Annotated in this window: 15 protein-coding genes; 10 read left to right on the top strand and 5 right to left on the bottom strand. The window is 65.3% G+C overall.

What is annotated here, in order from left to right; translation table 11 throughout:
• Positions 1-12 precede the first annotated feature (12 nt).
• The 4 genes from KXD98_RS17590 to KXD98_RS17575 are packed head-to-tail and all read left to right on the top strand — an operon-like array spanning position 13 to position 4,291.
• Positions 13-1,140 carry an LLM class flavin-dependent oxidoreductase gene (locus KXD98_RS17590; RefSeq protein ID WP_260759642.1) on the top strand — a complete coding sequence of 376 codons (1,128 nt, stop codon included), beginning with the start codon at positions 13-15 and terminating at the stop codon, positions 1,138-1,140.
• The gene (locus tag KXD98_RS17585; protein WP_260759641.1) at positions 1,137-2,303 is read left to right on the top strand and encodes a sulfotransferase; all 1,167 of its coding nucleotides are present in this window, start codon (positions 1,137-1,139) and stop codon (positions 2,301-2,303) included. The genes KXD98_RS17590 and KXD98_RS17585 overlap by 4 nt, the downstream gene beginning before the upstream one ends.
• A gap of 1 nt (position 2,304) precedes the next feature.
• Positions 2,305-3,093: a sugar phosphate isomerase/epimerase gene (locus KXD98_RS17580; RefSeq protein WP_260759640.1), complete on the top strand. Its 789-nt coding sequence runs from the start codon at positions 2,305-2,307 to the stop codon at positions 3,091-3,093.
• Positions 3,080-4,291 carry a DUF1214 domain-containing protein gene (locus KXD98_RS17575; RefSeq protein ID WP_260759639.1) on the top strand — a complete coding sequence of 404 codons (1,212 nt, stop codon included), beginning with the start codon at positions 3,080-3,082 and terminating at the stop codon, positions 4,289-4,291. The genes KXD98_RS17580 and KXD98_RS17575 overlap by 14 nt, the downstream gene beginning before the upstream one ends.
• Positions 4,292-4,298: 7 nt before the next feature.
• Here KXD98_RS17575 and KXD98_RS17570 read toward each other — a convergent pair whose 3' ends face one another.
• From KXD98_RS17570 to KXD98_RS17550, 5 genes are all read right to left on the bottom strand, one after another.
• Positions 4,299-4,736 carry a hypothetical protein gene (locus KXD98_RS17570; RefSeq protein ID WP_260759638.1) on the bottom strand — a complete coding sequence of 146 codons (438 nt, stop codon included), beginning with the start codon at positions 4,734-4,736 and terminating at the stop codon, positions 4,299-4,301.
• Between the two features lie 81 nt (positions 4,737-4,817).
• Positions 4,818-6,188, bottom strand: a complete 1,371-nt coding sequence (locus KXD98_RS17565; protein WP_260759637.1) for a cytochrome P450 — start codon at positions 6,186-6,188, stop codon at positions 4,818-4,820.
• A 67-nt stretch (positions 6,189-6,255) separates the two neighbouring features.
• The gene (locus KXD98_RS17560) at positions 6,256-6,450 is read right to left on the bottom strand and encodes a ferredoxin (RefSeq protein WP_260759636.1); all 195 of its coding nucleotides are present in this window, start codon (positions 6,448-6,450) and stop codon (positions 6,256-6,258) included.
• Between the two features lie 31 nt (positions 6,451-6,481).
• On the bottom strand, positions 6,482-7,342 hold the full coding sequence (locus KXD98_RS17555) for a mycofactocin-coupled SDR family oxidoreductase (RefSeq protein ID WP_260759635.1): 861 nt from the start codon (positions 7,340-7,342) through the stop codon (positions 6,482-6,484).
• A gap of 59 nt (positions 7,343-7,401) precedes the next feature.
• On the bottom strand, positions 7,402-8,103 hold the full coding sequence (locus tag KXD98_RS17550; RefSeq protein WP_260759634.1) for an SDR family NAD(P)-dependent oxidoreductase: 702 nt from the start codon (positions 8,101-8,103) through the stop codon (positions 7,402-7,404).
• 293 nt (positions 8,104-8,396) lie between these two features.
• Here KXD98_RS17550 and KXD98_RS17545 point away from each other — a divergent pair, with 293 nt between their 5' ends.
• The 6 genes from KXD98_RS17545 to KXD98_RS17520 are packed head-to-tail and all read left to right on the top strand — an operon-like array spanning position 8,397 to position 15,146.
• Positions 8,397-9,896, top strand: a complete 1,500-nt coding sequence (locus tag KXD98_RS17545) for an aldehyde dehydrogenase family protein (RefSeq protein WP_260759633.1) — start codon at positions 8,397-8,399, stop codon at positions 9,894-9,896.
• A complete protein-coding gene (locus tag KXD98_RS17540; protein ID WP_260759632.1) occupies positions 9,893-11,101 on the top strand; it encodes a CaiB/BaiF CoA-transferase family protein in 1,209 nt (402 codons plus the stop codon). Before KXD98_RS17545 ends, KXD98_RS17540 begins: the two co-directional genes overlap by 4 nt.
• 36 nt (positions 11,102-11,137) lie before the next feature.
• A complete protein-coding gene (locus tag KXD98_RS17535; RefSeq protein ID WP_260759631.1) occupies positions 11,138-12,313 on the top strand; it encodes an OB-fold domain-containing protein in 1,176 nt (391 codons plus the stop codon).
• The gene (locus KXD98_RS17530; protein ID WP_260759630.1) at positions 12,310-13,479 is read left to right on the top strand and encodes a thiolase C-terminal domain-containing protein; all 1,170 of its coding nucleotides are present in this window, start codon (positions 12,310-12,312) and stop codon (positions 13,477-13,479) included. The genes KXD98_RS17535 and KXD98_RS17530 overlap by 4 nt, the downstream gene beginning before the upstream one ends.
• The gene (locus tag KXD98_RS17525) at positions 13,469-14,278 is read left to right on the top strand and encodes an ABC transporter permease (protein ID WP_260759629.1); all 810 of its coding nucleotides are present in this window, start codon (positions 13,469-13,471) and stop codon (positions 14,276-14,278) included. The genes KXD98_RS17530 and KXD98_RS17525 overlap by 11 nt, the downstream gene beginning before the upstream one ends.
• A gap of 10 nt (positions 14,279-14,288) precedes the next feature.
• Complete coding sequence (locus KXD98_RS17520) at positions 14,289-15,146, top strand: ABC transporter permease (RefSeq protein ID WP_260759628.1); 858 nt, start codon at positions 14,289-14,291, stop codon at positions 15,144-15,146.
• Positions 15,147-15,153: the final 7 nt, after the last annotated feature.

The following is a 15,153-nucleotide window of genomic DNA, read 5'->3' as shown; positions in this document are numbered from 1 at the left end:
GAGCACAAGCAGGTGAAGGTCCAGCCGGCAGCTTTCTTGCGTACCACGCTGCCGCTGGACCTGTCTGGGCTCGATCGCCTGGACAGCGGTCGATATCACTCGATCTGGCTGCCTGACCACATGGTCAGCTTCTGGCCGGACTCGATCTGGACCCCGGAATTCACCGACCTGGCGGCCGCGTCGCCTTCGCCGCACCGCCATCTGGACGCCATGGCGGTGGCGGCGGCTGCGGCGGTGCGCACGCAGAACGTGCCGCTGGTAACCAGCGTGGTGGACACCGTACGCCGGCACCCGGCGCTGCTCGCGCAAAGCGCACTGACCATCGACCACCTGTCTGAAGGACGCTTCGTCCTCGGCCTGGGCAGCGGCGAGAAGGAGAATATCGAGCCGTACGGCTTCGACTTCGGTCGTCCGGTCAGTCGCCTCGAGGAAGCGCTCCAGGTGATCCGGCTGCTGTGGGACAGCGAGGGTCCCGTCGACTTCGAGGGGCGCTTCTTCACGCTCCGGCATGCTCGCCTCGATACCGAGCCGTACGGGGGGAAGCAGCCGCCGATATGGATCGGCGCCAGCGGTCCCCGGTCTCTTGAGATCACCGGCCGCTACGCCGACGGATGGTGGCCCACCGGCGCGTGGACGCCCCAGGACTATGCCGACAAGCTGGCCGTGGTTCGGGATTCTGCCGATCGTGCGGGCCGCGACCCGATGGCGATCACGCCGTGCTACATCCAGGTGTGCTTCATGGGACGCGACGAGGCTGCCCTCGCCGAGATCCTCGAAGCCCCCCTGGTGAAGTCGTTCTTGTTGCAGGTGTCGGCACCGATGTTGCAGACCTTGGGCTTCCAGCACCCGATAGGGGAGGACTGGCAGGGATTCCACGATATCGACCCGGCGACACTGACGAGGGAACGCATCCTCGACTTCCTCGACCGGGTGGAACCCGAGATGATCCTCGCGGTCGCGCCTCACGGCACCCCGCAGCAAGTGGCGCGCACCATCAAGGACTACGTTGACGCGGGCCTGCGGGTGCCGAAGATCCTCGACTACGGCGCGATGGCCGGCCTCGACCACGCCGCCGCGTCGGCCGAGAACGTGCGCAAAGCAGAGGACGAACTGCTGTCGCTGTGCGGAGACGTGCGGTGACCGCCGACCTCGACGCCGCGGAGTTGCTGTCCGGTGCCCGAGCTTCGACCGGCCTGTCCGACTTCGCGGATCCGACGTTTGAGCGCCGGTTCGCGATGGCCGTCGACCTGCTCAACAGTCTCGACCTGGACGACTCCGGACTGCACCGCGCCGCCGAAGTGTGCCGATGGTTGCTGACTACAAGGCTGGAGTTCTTTGCCGACCGTAGCCGATATCCCCTCGCCGACGAGGTGATCGAGGCGCCGATGTTCGTCACCGGGGAACCGCGGTCGGGCACCACACTGATGCATGCGCTGATGTCGGTCGACCCGGACAACCGGGCACTCCGGTTCTGGGAGGTGATGTATCCCTCCCCGCCGCCGGGCGTCGCCGGTCCCGCCGATGCGCGTCGGGCGCGCGCCGACGCCGACTGGCGGGAGATCAATGCCGCACTGCCGAAATGGTTGCACAGCCACCCGTACAACGACATGCTCGGCGACGGCCTCCCCGAGGACGAGCGCACCTGGGCGTTCGACTTCCGGGTGATGACGCCGACCGCGTGGTGGCGGGTGCCGATGCCGACGGTGGTCGGCGGGCTACCGACTGACGCCCATGCCCAGTACCGCATTCATCGAGCGATGCTCGCCCAGTTGCAGTACCGAAGTCCACCGAAACGCTGGGTGCTCAAAGGTTTTCATGGCTCTCGGCTACGAGAGTTCTTTGCCGCCTATCCTGATGCGTCCCTTGTCTGGTTGCACCGCGACCCGGTACAGGTCGCCGCATCACGCACGATGATGATGGTTGACATCGCCGTAGGCATGGTCGGAGCTGTGGATGTGAACACTGCGGCGCGACTGCATCTGGACCTGACTCGAGCCAGCATCGCCAACACCATGTCTAACCCGATGGTCGACGATCCGCGGATCATGCACGTGCGCTACACCGACTTCGTGGCCGACCCGGTGCAGACCGTTCGCGCCTACTACGAATTCTGCGGGCGCACACTGACCAGCGCGGCCGAAACGCACATGCGTGACTACCTGGCAAACAACAAGGGCGACCGGCACGGGAAGTTCGAGTACTCGACGAGCGTGCTCACCGACATCGGTGAGGACCTCGATGACCTGCACGAGGAGTTCCGGCCCTTCCGTGAACGTTTCGGTGTGCCGATCGAAAAGCGTTGATATGAGCATCGACGCGCGGTTGTCCGTGCACGACGTCACGTTCCTGGGGGACGGACCTGCTGAGCTGGCGGCATGCTGGGAGAGTCTCGGCGTCAGCCGGCTCAGTCTCATCGACACCGAACTGTCCGATCCGGCGCTGGCGAGAGCGATTCACGCCGGGCAGTTCTCGGTGGAGACCGTCTACCACCTGTTCGGCTCGTCGGATGGACTGTTTCGGGTCATCGACGCCGCGGCAGGCATCGGGACGCGCGTGGTGTACATGCTGACCGGCGGACGCAGTGACCTGACCTGGGAGCAGGCCGCGGACCGATTCTGCGACGCCGTCAGGCCGTGCATCGATCACGCCAGAGCGGCCGGCGTCGCCCTGGCCATCGAGAACGCCTCGAGCCTGTATGCCGACATCCACATCGCCCATACGCTGGCCGACACCGTCGAGCTGGCAGAGCGGGCCGGAATCGGAGTCTGCATCGACCTCTTCCACTGCTGGGTCGAGGCGGACCTTGCCGGCCTGCTGGAGCGCGCCATGCCGCGTCTGGAGATGATCCAGCTCAGCGATTACGTGCTCGGCGACCGCTGCTTGCCGGCCCGGGCTGTCCCCGGCGACGGCGCCATCCCGATCGAACCCCTCGTCGCGCAGGTCTTGGCGCAGGGCTATGCCCACGGATTCGACCTCGAACTGATCGGGCCGCGCATCGAGGCGGAGGGGCGCCTGGCCGCGGCCCGACGCGCATGCGATGTGGCATCGGCAATGCTGCAACGGATATCGGAAAGCGACGATGTCACTCGGTGACGGCGCGGCCGACGCGGAGCTGCACTGCGCGTGGGTGGCGTTCTGCGAGCGCCTCAAAACGGCGGGGGAGCAGGTCTTCAAGGACCACAACGCGAGCTCTGACCTGCATCGGGTCGACGGTGTGCGGTTTCTCACCCAGAACCTCGGTCAGGCCTTCGACCTCGCGCTGGAGACCCGGGACACCCGCTATCCGAGCTTGCACGCCTTCTGTGGCCCGACACGCAAACTCGGTGGGGATTGCGCCGACTTCACCTATCAGCAGGCCTGGATCGACGGTTCCTCGGTCTACCGGATGGTCGGCACGCGCGGAACGGCGCGCTTCCTCAACATCACCGTGCAGGGATCACGGCCCGATGGGCCGGCAGTGTTGCACGAACCGTTCGGCGACCGCCCGCAGGCCCATCTGTCCGGCGACCGTCTGGAGACGGCAGACGACGCAACGTTCGAGGTCTACATCGGTGGTGCGCAGCGCGGACCCAACTGGTTACCGACGACTGCATCATCACGAAAACTGTTCATTCGCCAGGGCTTCGACGCGTGGGACGAGGTGCCGGCGCAGATGCACATCGAACGAGTCGACATGGTGACGCCACGGCCGTTACCCACCGTCGCCGAGGTCATCGACGCGATCACGTGGGCGGGAGACTTTCTGACCGGGATGATGGGCGATTGGCCCGAGTTTCCCTTCACCCATGGAGGAGTCGACGCCGCAAGCCCGAACAGATTCCCAGCGGTCGGGTCGAGCGCCGAGGATGACCACCGTGGCCGCGCGGCGGTCAACATGCACTGGCAGCTTGCCCCCGACGAAGCGCTGATCATCGAGTTCGACGCGCACGACGGGCTGTGGATGCTGACCAACATGGGCGTGTTCTTCACCAGCATGGACTTCCTGTACCGGCCGGTGAGTTACACCCCGAGTCGTACCGCCGTCGACGCCGACGGCACGGTGCGTCTGGTGCTGGCCCACGATGACCCCGGTTACCACAACTGGATCGACACGCAGGGGTTCGAGCGGGGTAACCTCACCTACCGGCACATGCTCGACGGCGAGCCCGCGCTGCTGCGGACCCGAGTGGTCAAGCGTGCCGAGTTGACCGAGTCGATGCCCGCGGGCAGCAAGATCGTCACGCCTGATGAGCGCATTGCCCAGATGTGGCTGCGGTTCAACGGGATTCGACGACGTTACGCGCAGCTGTGATGCCGGTCTAGAGGCGTTGCAGCGCGAACGTCCAGAACTGGCTTCCCGGTGGGCCGTTGAAGCAGCCGACGTCGTATTGCGAGTCGATGGTGCCGGCCAGCGTCACCGCATCCCATGAGTAAGTCTCCCTAGTCGGCAGGTTGTAGCCAGGGCAGCGCAGACCGTCGGGCACGTCCACGGTGAACGAGTACCGGCCGTCGACCAGGTAGGCCTTGCTTTCGTAGGGCGCATAGAACGCCAATCGGGGCGCCCCGCTGACATTGACGCAGTCCAGCGTCTGCTCCGGGACGCACAGGGAAACGAACCAGAACCAGGAAGCGCGGTCATAGCGATTGGTCAACAGGTCGTAGTTGGCGAACTGCATCCGCGCCGCCGACGGTGGCGCGAGCACCGTCGCCATCGCGATCAGTGCGGCCATCAGCAGCGCCATCCTGTGGAGCCTCATGCCCTGTGTTGCCTTCCTGCCAGTCGCCGACCGATCCCATCGAACCACTTCCCACGGTCGCCGCGGGCCGGATCGGGGCAGTTAGTCGATGACCGCACGTTCCTTGCGTTCGGTGATCGGCCGGGCCAGCTCCTGCTCGTCACAGATGCGCTGCAGCTTGTCCAGGGTCTCGTCCAATCCCGGACCCAGTTGCGTACCCGGGGTGAATGTCGCCGGCAGGTTACGCATGCCCTGGATCACACCGATACTGTCGTAGTGCACGGTCCCCTCGGGATCGCAGACGTAGTCCGGCATCCGGTCGAGCACCGCGGTCAGCATCGACTTGAAGACGGTGCGTGCCACGTTCGATCCCACACAACGGTGCACGCCGATACCGAAACTGAAGTGCCGGTTACCCTTCCGGTCGAGGACGACCCTATCGGGCTGGTCGAACACCGAGGGGTCGCGGTTGGCCATCGCCCACGACAGCCATAACCGCTCGAACTGCTTGAACTGTTGGCCCGCGACCTCGACATCTTCGTGGAACGTCCGGCCATCGCCGGGGGCCGGGGTGAAGTACCGCAGAAACTCCTCGGTGGCGGGGTTGAGCAGGGCGTCACGTTCCCGACTCAACCGTTGGCGCTCCTCGGGATTCTCGCCGAGCCATTCCAGCGCATGGGCCGTCAGCGCGGTCGTGGTGTCGAATCCTCCGCCGATGATCAGGCCGAGGTTGCCCAGTATCTCCATGTCCGGAGCGGGCTCACCGTCGATGCGCAACTGCAGCAGCGCATTCACCAGACCCGGGCGGGGGTTCTCCCGGATCTGCATCATGTTGTTGATGAGATCGATGCCCATCTCACGGTGCTGTTCGTTGATCTTCTCGCGCTCGGGTGCGTGCTCGGGCGTGTACACCGAGGCATGTGTCGGCTCGCTGTAGACGTTCCACTTTGTCAGTTCGATGCCCATCATCGCCAACGTCAACACCGCCGGAACGACATTGGCCAGGTGATCGACGAAGTCGATGCGGCCCGACTCGATGTGCTCGTCGAGTGCGGCCCGGGTGATCTCGTCGATGAACGGCTCCCAGCGCTTGATCGCCGCTGGAGACAGATAAGGATTCAGTGCGCTGCGGTAGGCACTGTGCTCCGGCTCGTCCATTTCCAGAATTCCACCGCGAACCACGGTGGCACGACTGGCTTTCGGGATCGTGATGCCCTGGTACGGCGTCTCGCCGGAGATGTCGTGATGATTCGACACCGCCGGGCAGCGCGCCAGTTCGAATACTTCCTTGCTGCCTGCGGCCACCCAGTGACCACCGTAAGTCTCCGACCATGCGATCGGACACCTGGTGTGCATCTCCTCGGTGATCTTGTCGAACTGCAGACGATATTCCGGGGTGTGCCTGTCGAAGTAATACGCGTTCTTCTTGCGGTTGTCGCCGGCGGTGCCGTTCACGACGTCGTCGACACTCAAAGCTGCTGTCTCCTGTACTGTCGCGTGTCCGTTGTGGCGGGCCGACTCTGCCGACCCTCCGGGCTGGTCACTCCTCGATCGTGATGGCCTGTTCCGGGCAGGACTGCACAGCTTCGCGAACCGCGTCCTCTTGGTCGTGGGGGACGATCTCATTGACCGGTGATGCTGTGCCGTCGATGTCGCTGAGCTCGAATGAATCCGGTGCGATCATCGAGCACAGCGTGTGCCCTTGGCAGCGCTCCGAGTCAACCCAAACCTTCACGGCCTCTCCTCCTTCACCCCGACTGTCGTCGTCACACGTGGTAGTCGTACCACTTCAGATATCCACCGGCGTCGACACGTAACTGCATGCCGGTGACATAACGGGCCTCCTCGGAGGCCAGCCACAGCACCGCGTTGCTGATGTCCTCGGGCTCGATGTAGTTGACCCTCATGGCCTGCTGCACGCCGAAGACCGGCTCGGCGTCGGCACGGGTGGGCTTCTCCAGATCCGGGCGGAACGAGCGGTACATCGGTTCGCTCTGCAGCATGTCGGTGTTGCAGTTGGTCGGGTGAATGACGTTGGCGCGGATGCCGCGCACGGCCAGTTCGGTGGCGAGGTAGTGCACGTACTCTGAGATCAGCCGTTTGGACACCATGTACCCCATGCCACCCGGGTCGTTGCCCGGGTTGGGCTTGTTGTGTGCGTCCATCAGCGCGGCGGCCGACGCGGTCGCGATGATCGACGCACCCTCCTGCAGATGCGGTAACGCCTCCTGGATGGCGTTGATGGTGCCGACGAAGTTGGTGTTGATGCCGTCGGTCCACGCCTGCATCGGCGGTTGACCCTTCATCGCGGCAATACCCGCCTGGGCCACCACGATGTCGAGCTTGCCGAACTCGGCCAGGCCCGACTCCAAGGCGGCCCGTAGTTGAGCCGCGTCCCGGACATCGGCTTTGGCGGTGACGATGCGCTGGCCCGTCTTCTCGACGAAGGCCGCCGTCTCATCCAGATCCTCGGGGGTGGCCATCGAATAGCCAACGGTTTCGATGTCTTGGCAGAAGTCCACCGCGATGATGTCGGCGCCCTCTTCGGCGAGCCGCACCGCGTGACTGCGGCCTTGCCCGCGCGCGGCGCCGGTGATGAAGGCGACCTTGCCCTGAACCCGTCCCATAGTGTGGTGTTCCTTTCGATGTCCGCGGGGTGATCGAGTGCTTCGGTTTACCGTTCGACTCAGGTGTTGCGGCCGCCGTTGACGCCGAGGATCTGGCCGGTCACGTATCCGGCCTCCTCGGAAATGAAGAACGCGCACGCAGCGGCGATGTCCTCGGGACGTCCCATCCGGCGTACCGGCGTGGCCTCGATCTGTTTGGCGGAGTCGCCGAGGAATCCCCGCTTCTCGGCCTTGCGCAGCATCGGGGTGTCGATGAAGCCCGGCGGCACCGCGTTGACGGTGATGCCGTGCGGACCGTACTCCAACGCCAGGGATTTCGTCAGGCCGTTGACGCCGGACTTTGCCGCGACGTAGGACGCCAGGAACGGCTGACCGGAATGTGTACTCGACGACGAGATGTTCACGATGCGCCCCCAGCCGGCCTCGATCATGTCGGGTAGCGCGGCCTGGACGCAGTGGAACACGCCATTGAGGTTGACGTCGATGACCTTCTGCCACTCCTCGAAGGTCAGGTCGGTGAACTTCTTGAACTTGTCCAGCCCCGCCGCGTTGACCAGCACCGTGACCGGGCCGAGCTCGGCGCGGACCTCGTCGAGCGCGGTGTCGATCGCGCGGCGATCGGTGACGTCGGCGGCGTAGGCAAACTTCTCGTCGCCAGGGTTGAGGTCGATCGTTGCCACCTGCAGGCCGTCGGCACGCAGCCGCTCGGCGATCGCGGCACCGATCCCGGAGGCGCCTCCTGTGACCACGGCGGTTCTCACGCGAGGCGTCCGTCAGAGTCGTCGCACTGCACGAGCATCAAGAATCTTCCTTCCGATTATGAGAACCGTACTCTCGCATACTGTGCCATAGCAAGACATGGCCGGCCTGATGTTGTCACCGATGAGACGTTCGGGCCACCATTGTCGCACCGTTTTCTGCTGGCAGAGCCGGTTCTCTGACACTTCCTTGAGTTCTCATCGGGCGAATGTATGATTCGCCGTGGATGAGAATGCAGTTTCCATCACATAAGCCCAGATTACGCGGACGTTGACGTAACTCTGCGAGGAGGAAAATGTCGGAAGCAGCTACGGTTCAGACCACCGGTGGGGATACCGGCAGCGCCGGTGTCGGAACTTCTCGTCGGTTGTTGATCGGCGGCGAGTTGGTGGCGACCGGCCGGACGTTTCCCTCATTGAATCCCGCTACCGGTCAGCCGATCGGGGATGCGCCGGACGCCACCGTCGCCGATGCCGGAGCTGCTGTCAGCGCGGCCCGGCAGGCGTTCGATACGACCGACTGGTCGACGGACATCGATCTGCGGGTGCGCTGCCTGCACCAGTTGCACGCAGCGCTGCGCGAACATCGCGACGAACTGGCCGCGCTGACCATCGCCGAGGTCGGCGCGACCGAGGCGCTGTGTCAGGGCGCCCAGCTCGACAGCCCGATCGACATCGTGCGCTACTACGCCGACCTACTGCAGAGCTTCCCGATGACCGAGGATCTCGGCAACATCGAAAGCCGCGGCATGCAGCACCACCGATGGGTGGAGAAGGAAGCTGCGGGCGTGGTCGCGGCCATCATCGCCTACAACTATCCGAACCAGCTGGCGCTGGCCAAGCTGGCGCCGGCGTTGGCAGCCGGCTGCACCCTGGTACTCAAGTCCGCGCCGGACACACCGCTGATCACGCTGGCGCTCGGCGAGCTGATCGCCGAGCACACCGATATCCCGGCCGGTGTGGTCAACGTGCTCTCCGGTGCCGACCCGGCCGTCGGCGCCGCGCTGACCACCAACCCAGACGTCGATATGGTCACGTTCACCGGGTCGACCCCGACCGGCCGGGCGATCATGGCCGCTGCGAGCGACACCCTCAAGAAGGTGTTCCTCGAGCTGGGCGGCAAGTCGGCAGCGATCGTGCTCGATGACGCGGACTTCGGTACCGCAGCGCTGTTCTCGGCGTTCAGCATGGTCACCCATGCTGGTCAAGGTTGCGCTCTGACCTCGCGGCTGTTGGTACCCCGGCAGCACAAGGACGAGATCGTCGAGCTGATCAAGAACAACTTCGGTCTGGTGCGCCTGGGAAATCCAGCGGATCCGTCCGTTTACATGGGTCCGCTGATCAGCGCGAAGCAGCGCGACAAGGTCGACGCCATGGTGCAGCGCGCGGTGGCCGCCGGCGCCACACTGGTCACCGGCGGCGAGAAGGTCGACCCCGGGTTCTTCTACACGCCCACACTGCTCACCGACGTCGATCCCGACAGCGAGATAGCCCAGGAAGAGGTGTTCGGCCCGGTCCTGGTGGTCATCGACTATGAGGACGACGACGACGCGGTTCGCATCGCCAACAACTCCATCTACGGGCTCTCGGGTGCAGTGTTCGGAAGCCAGGAACGGGCCCTGGCAGTAGCCCGCCGGGTTCGGACCGGCACCTTCTCCATCAACGGAGGCAACTACTTCAGCCCCGACAGTCCCTTCGGCGGATTCAAGCAGTCCGGAATCGGTCGGGAGATGGGCAGAGCCGGCCTCGAGGAATTCCTGGAGTCCAAGACCTACGCGACGGTGGTACCGGGATGAGTAAGCCGCTGGAGGGAATTCGCGTTCTCGAAGTCGCCATGTACGGGTTCGTGCCGTCTGCCGGCGCAGTGCTGGCGGAGTGGGGAGCTGACGTCGTCAAGGTCGAACACGCCGTCACCGGCGATCCTCAGCGTGGGTTGCGCCAAACTGGGCTGTTGCGGGTCGAGGGTGATCCGAACCCGAACATCGAACACGCCAACCGCCTCAAGCGCAGCATCGGCCTGGACATGTCGGTCCCCGAGGGCAAAGAGGTGTTGCTGGAACTGGCCCGTCGATCCGACGTCTTTCTGACCAGCTTCCTACCCGGCCACCGCCAGAAGTTCGGTATCGACGTCGAGAACATCCGCGCGGTCAATCCGAACATCATCTACGCCCGCGGAAGTGCGCTGGGACCGCGCGGCGAGGAGTCGGTCAAGGGCGGCTACGACATGACCGCCTTCTGGTGCCGCGCCGGCACGGCCGCGACCATCACCCCACCCGGGACCCCGGGCATGGTCGGTCCACCCGGGCCGGCCTACGGCGACACCATCTCCGGCACCAACCTCGCCGGTGGTATCGCCGCGGCACTGCTGAAACGGGAACGCACCGGAGAGCCCTCGACGGTCGACGTGTCGCTGCTGGGCAGCGGGCTGTGGGCGCTCGGCCACACGGTCGCGCTCACTCACCACCTCAACGAGCGGATGGAGGCGTTCCCGCCGGGGGTGCACGGCTCGCCGATCAATCCGCTGGTCGGTCTGTACCCGACCGCCGACGACCGCTACATCTCCTTCGTCATGATGCAGCCCACCAAATTCTGGGCTGATGTGTGTCAGCACATGGACCTCGAGGATCTGGTCGACGATCCACGGTTCGCCACCGCCGAGTCCTTTGCCGAACATACTGCCGCCGCCGCGGAGATCCTCACCGAGACGATGCGCAAACGTCCGTTGGCCGAGTGGAGCGAACGCTTCGCGACGCTGGCGGGCCCATGGGCGCCCGTGCAGGACACGCTGCAGGCCGTCGAGGACACCCAGATCCGCGCCAACGAGTACCTGGTCCAGGCCGGCGAGCTCGAATTGGTCGCCAACCCGGTGCAGTTCGACGTCACTGCGCCCACCTGTGGGCCCGCCCCGGGTTTCGCCGAGCAGACCGACGACATCCTCGTCGAACTCGGACTGGACTGGGATCGGATCATCGAGCTCAAGACCGCCGGCGCCGTCACCTGACCCGACCGCACAACAGCTTCGCTGGGAGAAGACTGCATGCCCTTCGTCACGTCCATCGGCACCTACCTGCCGTGCTGGGGTGCGCCCTGGCGCCGGGTGGCCGGCGACGACGAAGACGTGGTCACGATGGCCGTCGAGGCCGGTCGGGCGGCCTTGACGGGCGGGGCCGCCATCGAGCGCGTGGTGTTGGTCAGCCGGGACCTGCCGCTGCTGGAGAGCAGCAATGCAGCGGTGCTGCTTGCCGGTCTCGGGTTGGATCCCGAACTGGAGGTCGACGAGAGACTGGGCGGCGCGCCTGCGACGGTCGACGCGGTCAGTTCGGCGCGTCCGCGCACCATGATCATCGGCGCCGATCTGCGGCCGGCCGGGGCCGCGGCGATCATCACGGCTGAGCGCGGGCTGCAGGTTCGCACCGCAGCGCGCATCGCGCGCAGCCTGCCGGTTCGCACCCGCGACGCCACCGGTGACATCCACGACTACGGTGACCCGCGACTGTTGCATGAACGGGGCCTGATCGCCTCGCTGGCCGCGGCGTGGCTGGATACGCCAGTGGCCGTCGCCGGGGTGGACCACCAGCGGGCCGCCGAGTTGTGCCTGGGTGATCCGCCGGTGTTGCCGACCTCGGGTGCCAGTGCCAGTCTGTTCGCGCTCGCCGGTTTGGCCGAACGCGGTGTCTGCGGGCCGTTGGTGGCGGTGGAGCAGGCCATTCTGTCCGGTATCTCGGTTACCGGAGGTGTCGCCCAGATCCAGCGCCGCGAGTTCGCGCCGCACCCTGCCCCTGAGTGCGGGTTCGTCGCCGAGGGCGACATTCCCATTTCGCTGGCTGCCTACGAGCGAGCTTTCGAGGCCAAGGTGCGTTGGGAGGCAGGTCGATTCGCCGATACGGGCGAGCTGGACTTTCCGCCGCGCTACCGGGTGAGCCCCGATGGCGTGCTGTCCACCGATTACGAACTGGTGCCGCTGCCGCGGACCGGGACGGTCTACACCGAGACCACGGTGCACCTGGCGGTGCCGGGTCTGCGCACGCCCTATTCGCTCGTCCTCGTCGAACTCGACGACGCCGCGGTCCGGGCTCTGGTGAAGGTGACCGGGGCGCCACCGGGCACAGTGGACATCGGTGATCGCGGCCGCTTGGTGCTGCGGCGGGTTGCGGTGCGATCCGGGGTGCCCGACTACGGATACGCGTTCGAGCCCGAACGGGCCGCGGCATGAGACGGGCAGCGATCGTGGGTGCCGGGATGACGCCGTTCGGCGAGCACTTCGCACTCGGCATCAAAGATCTGTTGCCGATGGCTTATTCAGCGTGCTCCGGGACAGTCGACAAAGGTCTGACGAAATCGGATCTGGACGCGGCCTGGATCGGTGCCATGGGTACGGCCGACGGTTTTCCGTCGGGCATCCTCGCCGATACCCTCGGTCTGGCCGAGTTGCCGGTGAGCCGCGTGGAGAATTCCTGTGCCACCGGACACGACGCGATTCGCAACGCTGTGTTCGCGGTCGCCTCCGGCGCGTATGACGTCGCGCTGGTGATGGGGGCGGACAAGCTACGTGACACCACTTCGGCCGGGATGCTGTGGGAATGGGAGGCCATGGTGCGCGACATGGCCTGGGACTATCCCCTCGGATTGGTCGCACCGGCAGGGTTTGCGTTGCATGTTCGTCGATATCTCCACGAATCTCCGGCAACTGAAGAACACTTAGCCATGGTGGCGGTGAAGAACCACCGCCACGGCGTGGACAACCCGAACGCGCGGCTGCGCTTTGAGATCACGATGGAGCAGGCTCTGAACGCACCAACGGTGGTGACCCCGTTCCGCTTGTACGACTGCGCGCCGCAGAGTGACGGTGCCGCAGCGGTCGTCATCGCAGCCGAGGACGTCGTCGACCGGTTCACCGATCGACCAGTGTGGATTCGCGGGGTGGGCCTGGGCCTGGACTCGGTGATGCACCAGCACAAGACCGATATGACCAGCTTTGCAGCGACCGAGCGGGCGGCCAAGCAGGCCTACGCGATGGCGGGCATCTCACCGGCCGACATCGATGTCGCCGAGGTGCACGATTTCCTGACCGGCATCGAAGTCATGAGCTATGAAGACCTGGGCTTCACCGAACGCTTCGGCGCCTACAAACTGCTCGAAGCCGAGGTCACGACGGTCGGTGGGGCCCTGCCGGTCAATACCAGTGGCGGTCTGAAAGCCAAAGGTCACCCGCCGGGGGCCACCGGTGTGGCACAGTGCGTCGAACTGTTTGAACAGCTGCGCGGGGACGCTGTCAACCAGGTGGACGGTGCGCGAATCGGACTGGCACACAACATCGGCGGTCCGACAGCGGTTGCGGCGGTGACGATTTTAGAAGGACCGGGTAGTCATGGCAGGTAAGGGGCCGGAGCGCTGGTCGACGGGTATCGCGCTGCCCAACGGCCTCTCAGGCGCGATGCAGGCCGTCGGTGGTTTCTTTTCGATGGCGCTGGATGCGGTGCGTTTCATCTTCGTGCGACCGTTTCAGTGGCGCGAGTTCCTGGAGCAGTCGTGGTTTGTGGCCCGGGTGGCGATGGCGCCCACGTTGTTGGTGGCGATCCCGTTCACCGTGCTGGTGTCGTTCACGTTGAACATTCTGCTGCGTGAGTTGGGCGCGGCCGACTTGTCCGGTGCGGGGGCGGCTTTCGGCGCGGTCACCCAGGTGGGTCCGTTGGTGACGGTGCTGATCGTGGCAGGCGCAGGGGCGACGGCGATGTGTGCCGATCTGGGCTCGCGCACCATCCGTGAGGAGATCGACGCGATGGAGGTGCTGGGCATCAACCCGGTCCAGCGCCTGGTCACCCCGAGAATGCTGGCCTCGGGGCTGGTGGCGCTGTTGCTCAACAGCCTTGTGGTGATCATCGGGATCTTGGGCGGCTACTTCTTCTCGGTGTTCGTCCAGGACGTCAACCCGGGTGCGTTCGCCGCGGGCATCACGCTGTTGACCGGTGTGCCGGAGGTGATCATTTCGTGCGTCAAGGCCGCGTTGTTCGGTCTGATCGCCGGTCTGGTGGCCTGCTACCGCGGCCTGACGATCACCGGCGGCGGCGCCAAGGCGGTCGGTAACGCGGTCAATGAGACGGTGGTGTATGCGTTCATGGCGTTGTTCGTCATCAACGTCGTGGTCACAGCCATCGGCATCCGGATGACGGCAGGGTAGGACAGCGTCGATGGGTACCTCAACGATATTGCGGTCGCGGTTTCCGCGACTGGTCCGAAATGCCAACCGCCCGGTGCAGTGGTTGTCACGCCTGGGCGACCACACGTTGTTCTACGGTCGCGCGTTGGCGGGGATGCCCCATGCAGCGGTGCACTTCCGCAAGGAGATCATCCGGCTGATCGCCGAGATCTCCATGGGCGCGGGCACCTTGGCGATGATCGGCGGCACCGTGGTGATCGTCGGGTTCTTGACCCTGGCGGCCGGCGGCACGTTGGCGATCCAGGGATACAGCTCCTTGGGTGACATCGGAATCGAGGCGCTGACCGGCTTTCTGGCGGCATTCATCAATGTGCGCATCGCGGCCCCGGTGGTGGCCGGGATCGGGCTGGCTGCCACGTTCGGCGCCGGGGTGACCGCGCAACTGGGTGCCATGCGGATCAACGAAGAGATCGACGCGTTGGAATCCATGGGTATCCGACCGGTCGAGTATCTGGTGTCGACGCGCATCGTGGCCGGCATGATCGCGATCACGCCGCTGTACTCGATCGCGGTCATCCTGTCGTTTCTGGCGTCGCAGTTCACCACGGTGGTGTTGTTCGGGCAGTCCGGTGGGCTGTACAACCACTACTTCGACACGTTCCTCAACCCGATCGACCTGTTGTGGTCGTTCCTGCAGGCGGTGCTGATGGCCATCGCGATCCTGCTGGTGCACACCTACTTCGGCTACTTCGCCTCCGGCGGCCCCTCCGGGGTGGGCGCTGCGGTCGGCAACGCGGTACGCACCTCTTTGGTGGTCGTGGTCTCGGTGACCCTGCTGGTGTCGCTGTCGATCTACGGTTCCAACGGCAACTTCAACCTGGCAGGTTAGGGAGGCG

Source organism: Mycobacterium sp. SMC-4, from assembly GCF_025263265.1.
In the GTDB taxonomy this organism is placed as follows: Bacteria; Actinomycetota; Actinomycetes; order Mycobacteriales; family Mycobacteriaceae; genus Mycobacterium.
This window is presented reverse-complemented; position numbering and strand designations above follow the sequence as displayed.

Coding starts and splice junctions, on each gene's coding strand:
- KXD98_RS17580 (WP_260759640.1), top strand. CDS start 2,305: ATGAGCATCGACGCGCGGTTGTCCGTGCACGACGTCACGTTCCTGGGG.
- KXD98_RS17575 (WP_260759639.1), top strand. CDS start 3,080: ATGTCACTCGGTGACGGCGCGGCCGACGCGGAGCTGCACTGCGCGTGG.
- KXD98_RS17570 (WP_260759638.1), bottom strand. CDS start 4,736: ATGAGGCTCCACAGGATGGCGCTGCTGATGGCCGCACTGATCGCGATG.
- KXD98_RS17555 (WP_260759635.1), bottom strand. CDS start 7,342: ATGGGACGGGTTCAGGGCAAGGTCGCCTTCATCACCGGCGCCGCGCGC.
- KXD98_RS17545 (WP_260759633.1), top strand. CDS start 8,397: ATGTCGGAAGCAGCTACGGTTCAGACCACCGGTGGGGATACCGGCAGC.
- KXD98_RS17540 (WP_260759632.1), top strand. CDS start 9,893: ATGAGTAAGCCGCTGGAGGGAATTCGCGTTCTCGAAGTCGCCATGTAC.
- KXD98_RS17535 (WP_260759631.1), top strand. CDS start 11,138: ATGCCCTTCGTCACGTCCATCGGCACCTACCTGCCGTGCTGGGGTGCG.
- KXD98_RS17530 (WP_260759630.1), top strand. CDS start 12,310: ATGAGACGGGCAGCGATCGTGGGTGCCGGGATGACGCCGTTCGGCGAG.
- KXD98_RS17525 (WP_260759629.1), top strand. CDS start 13,469: ATGGCAGGTAAGGGGCCGGAGCGCTGGTCGACGGGTATCGCGCTGCCC.
- KXD98_RS17520 (WP_260759628.1), top strand. CDS start 14,289: ATGGGTACCTCAACGATATTGCGGTCGCGGTTTCCGCGACTGGTCCGA.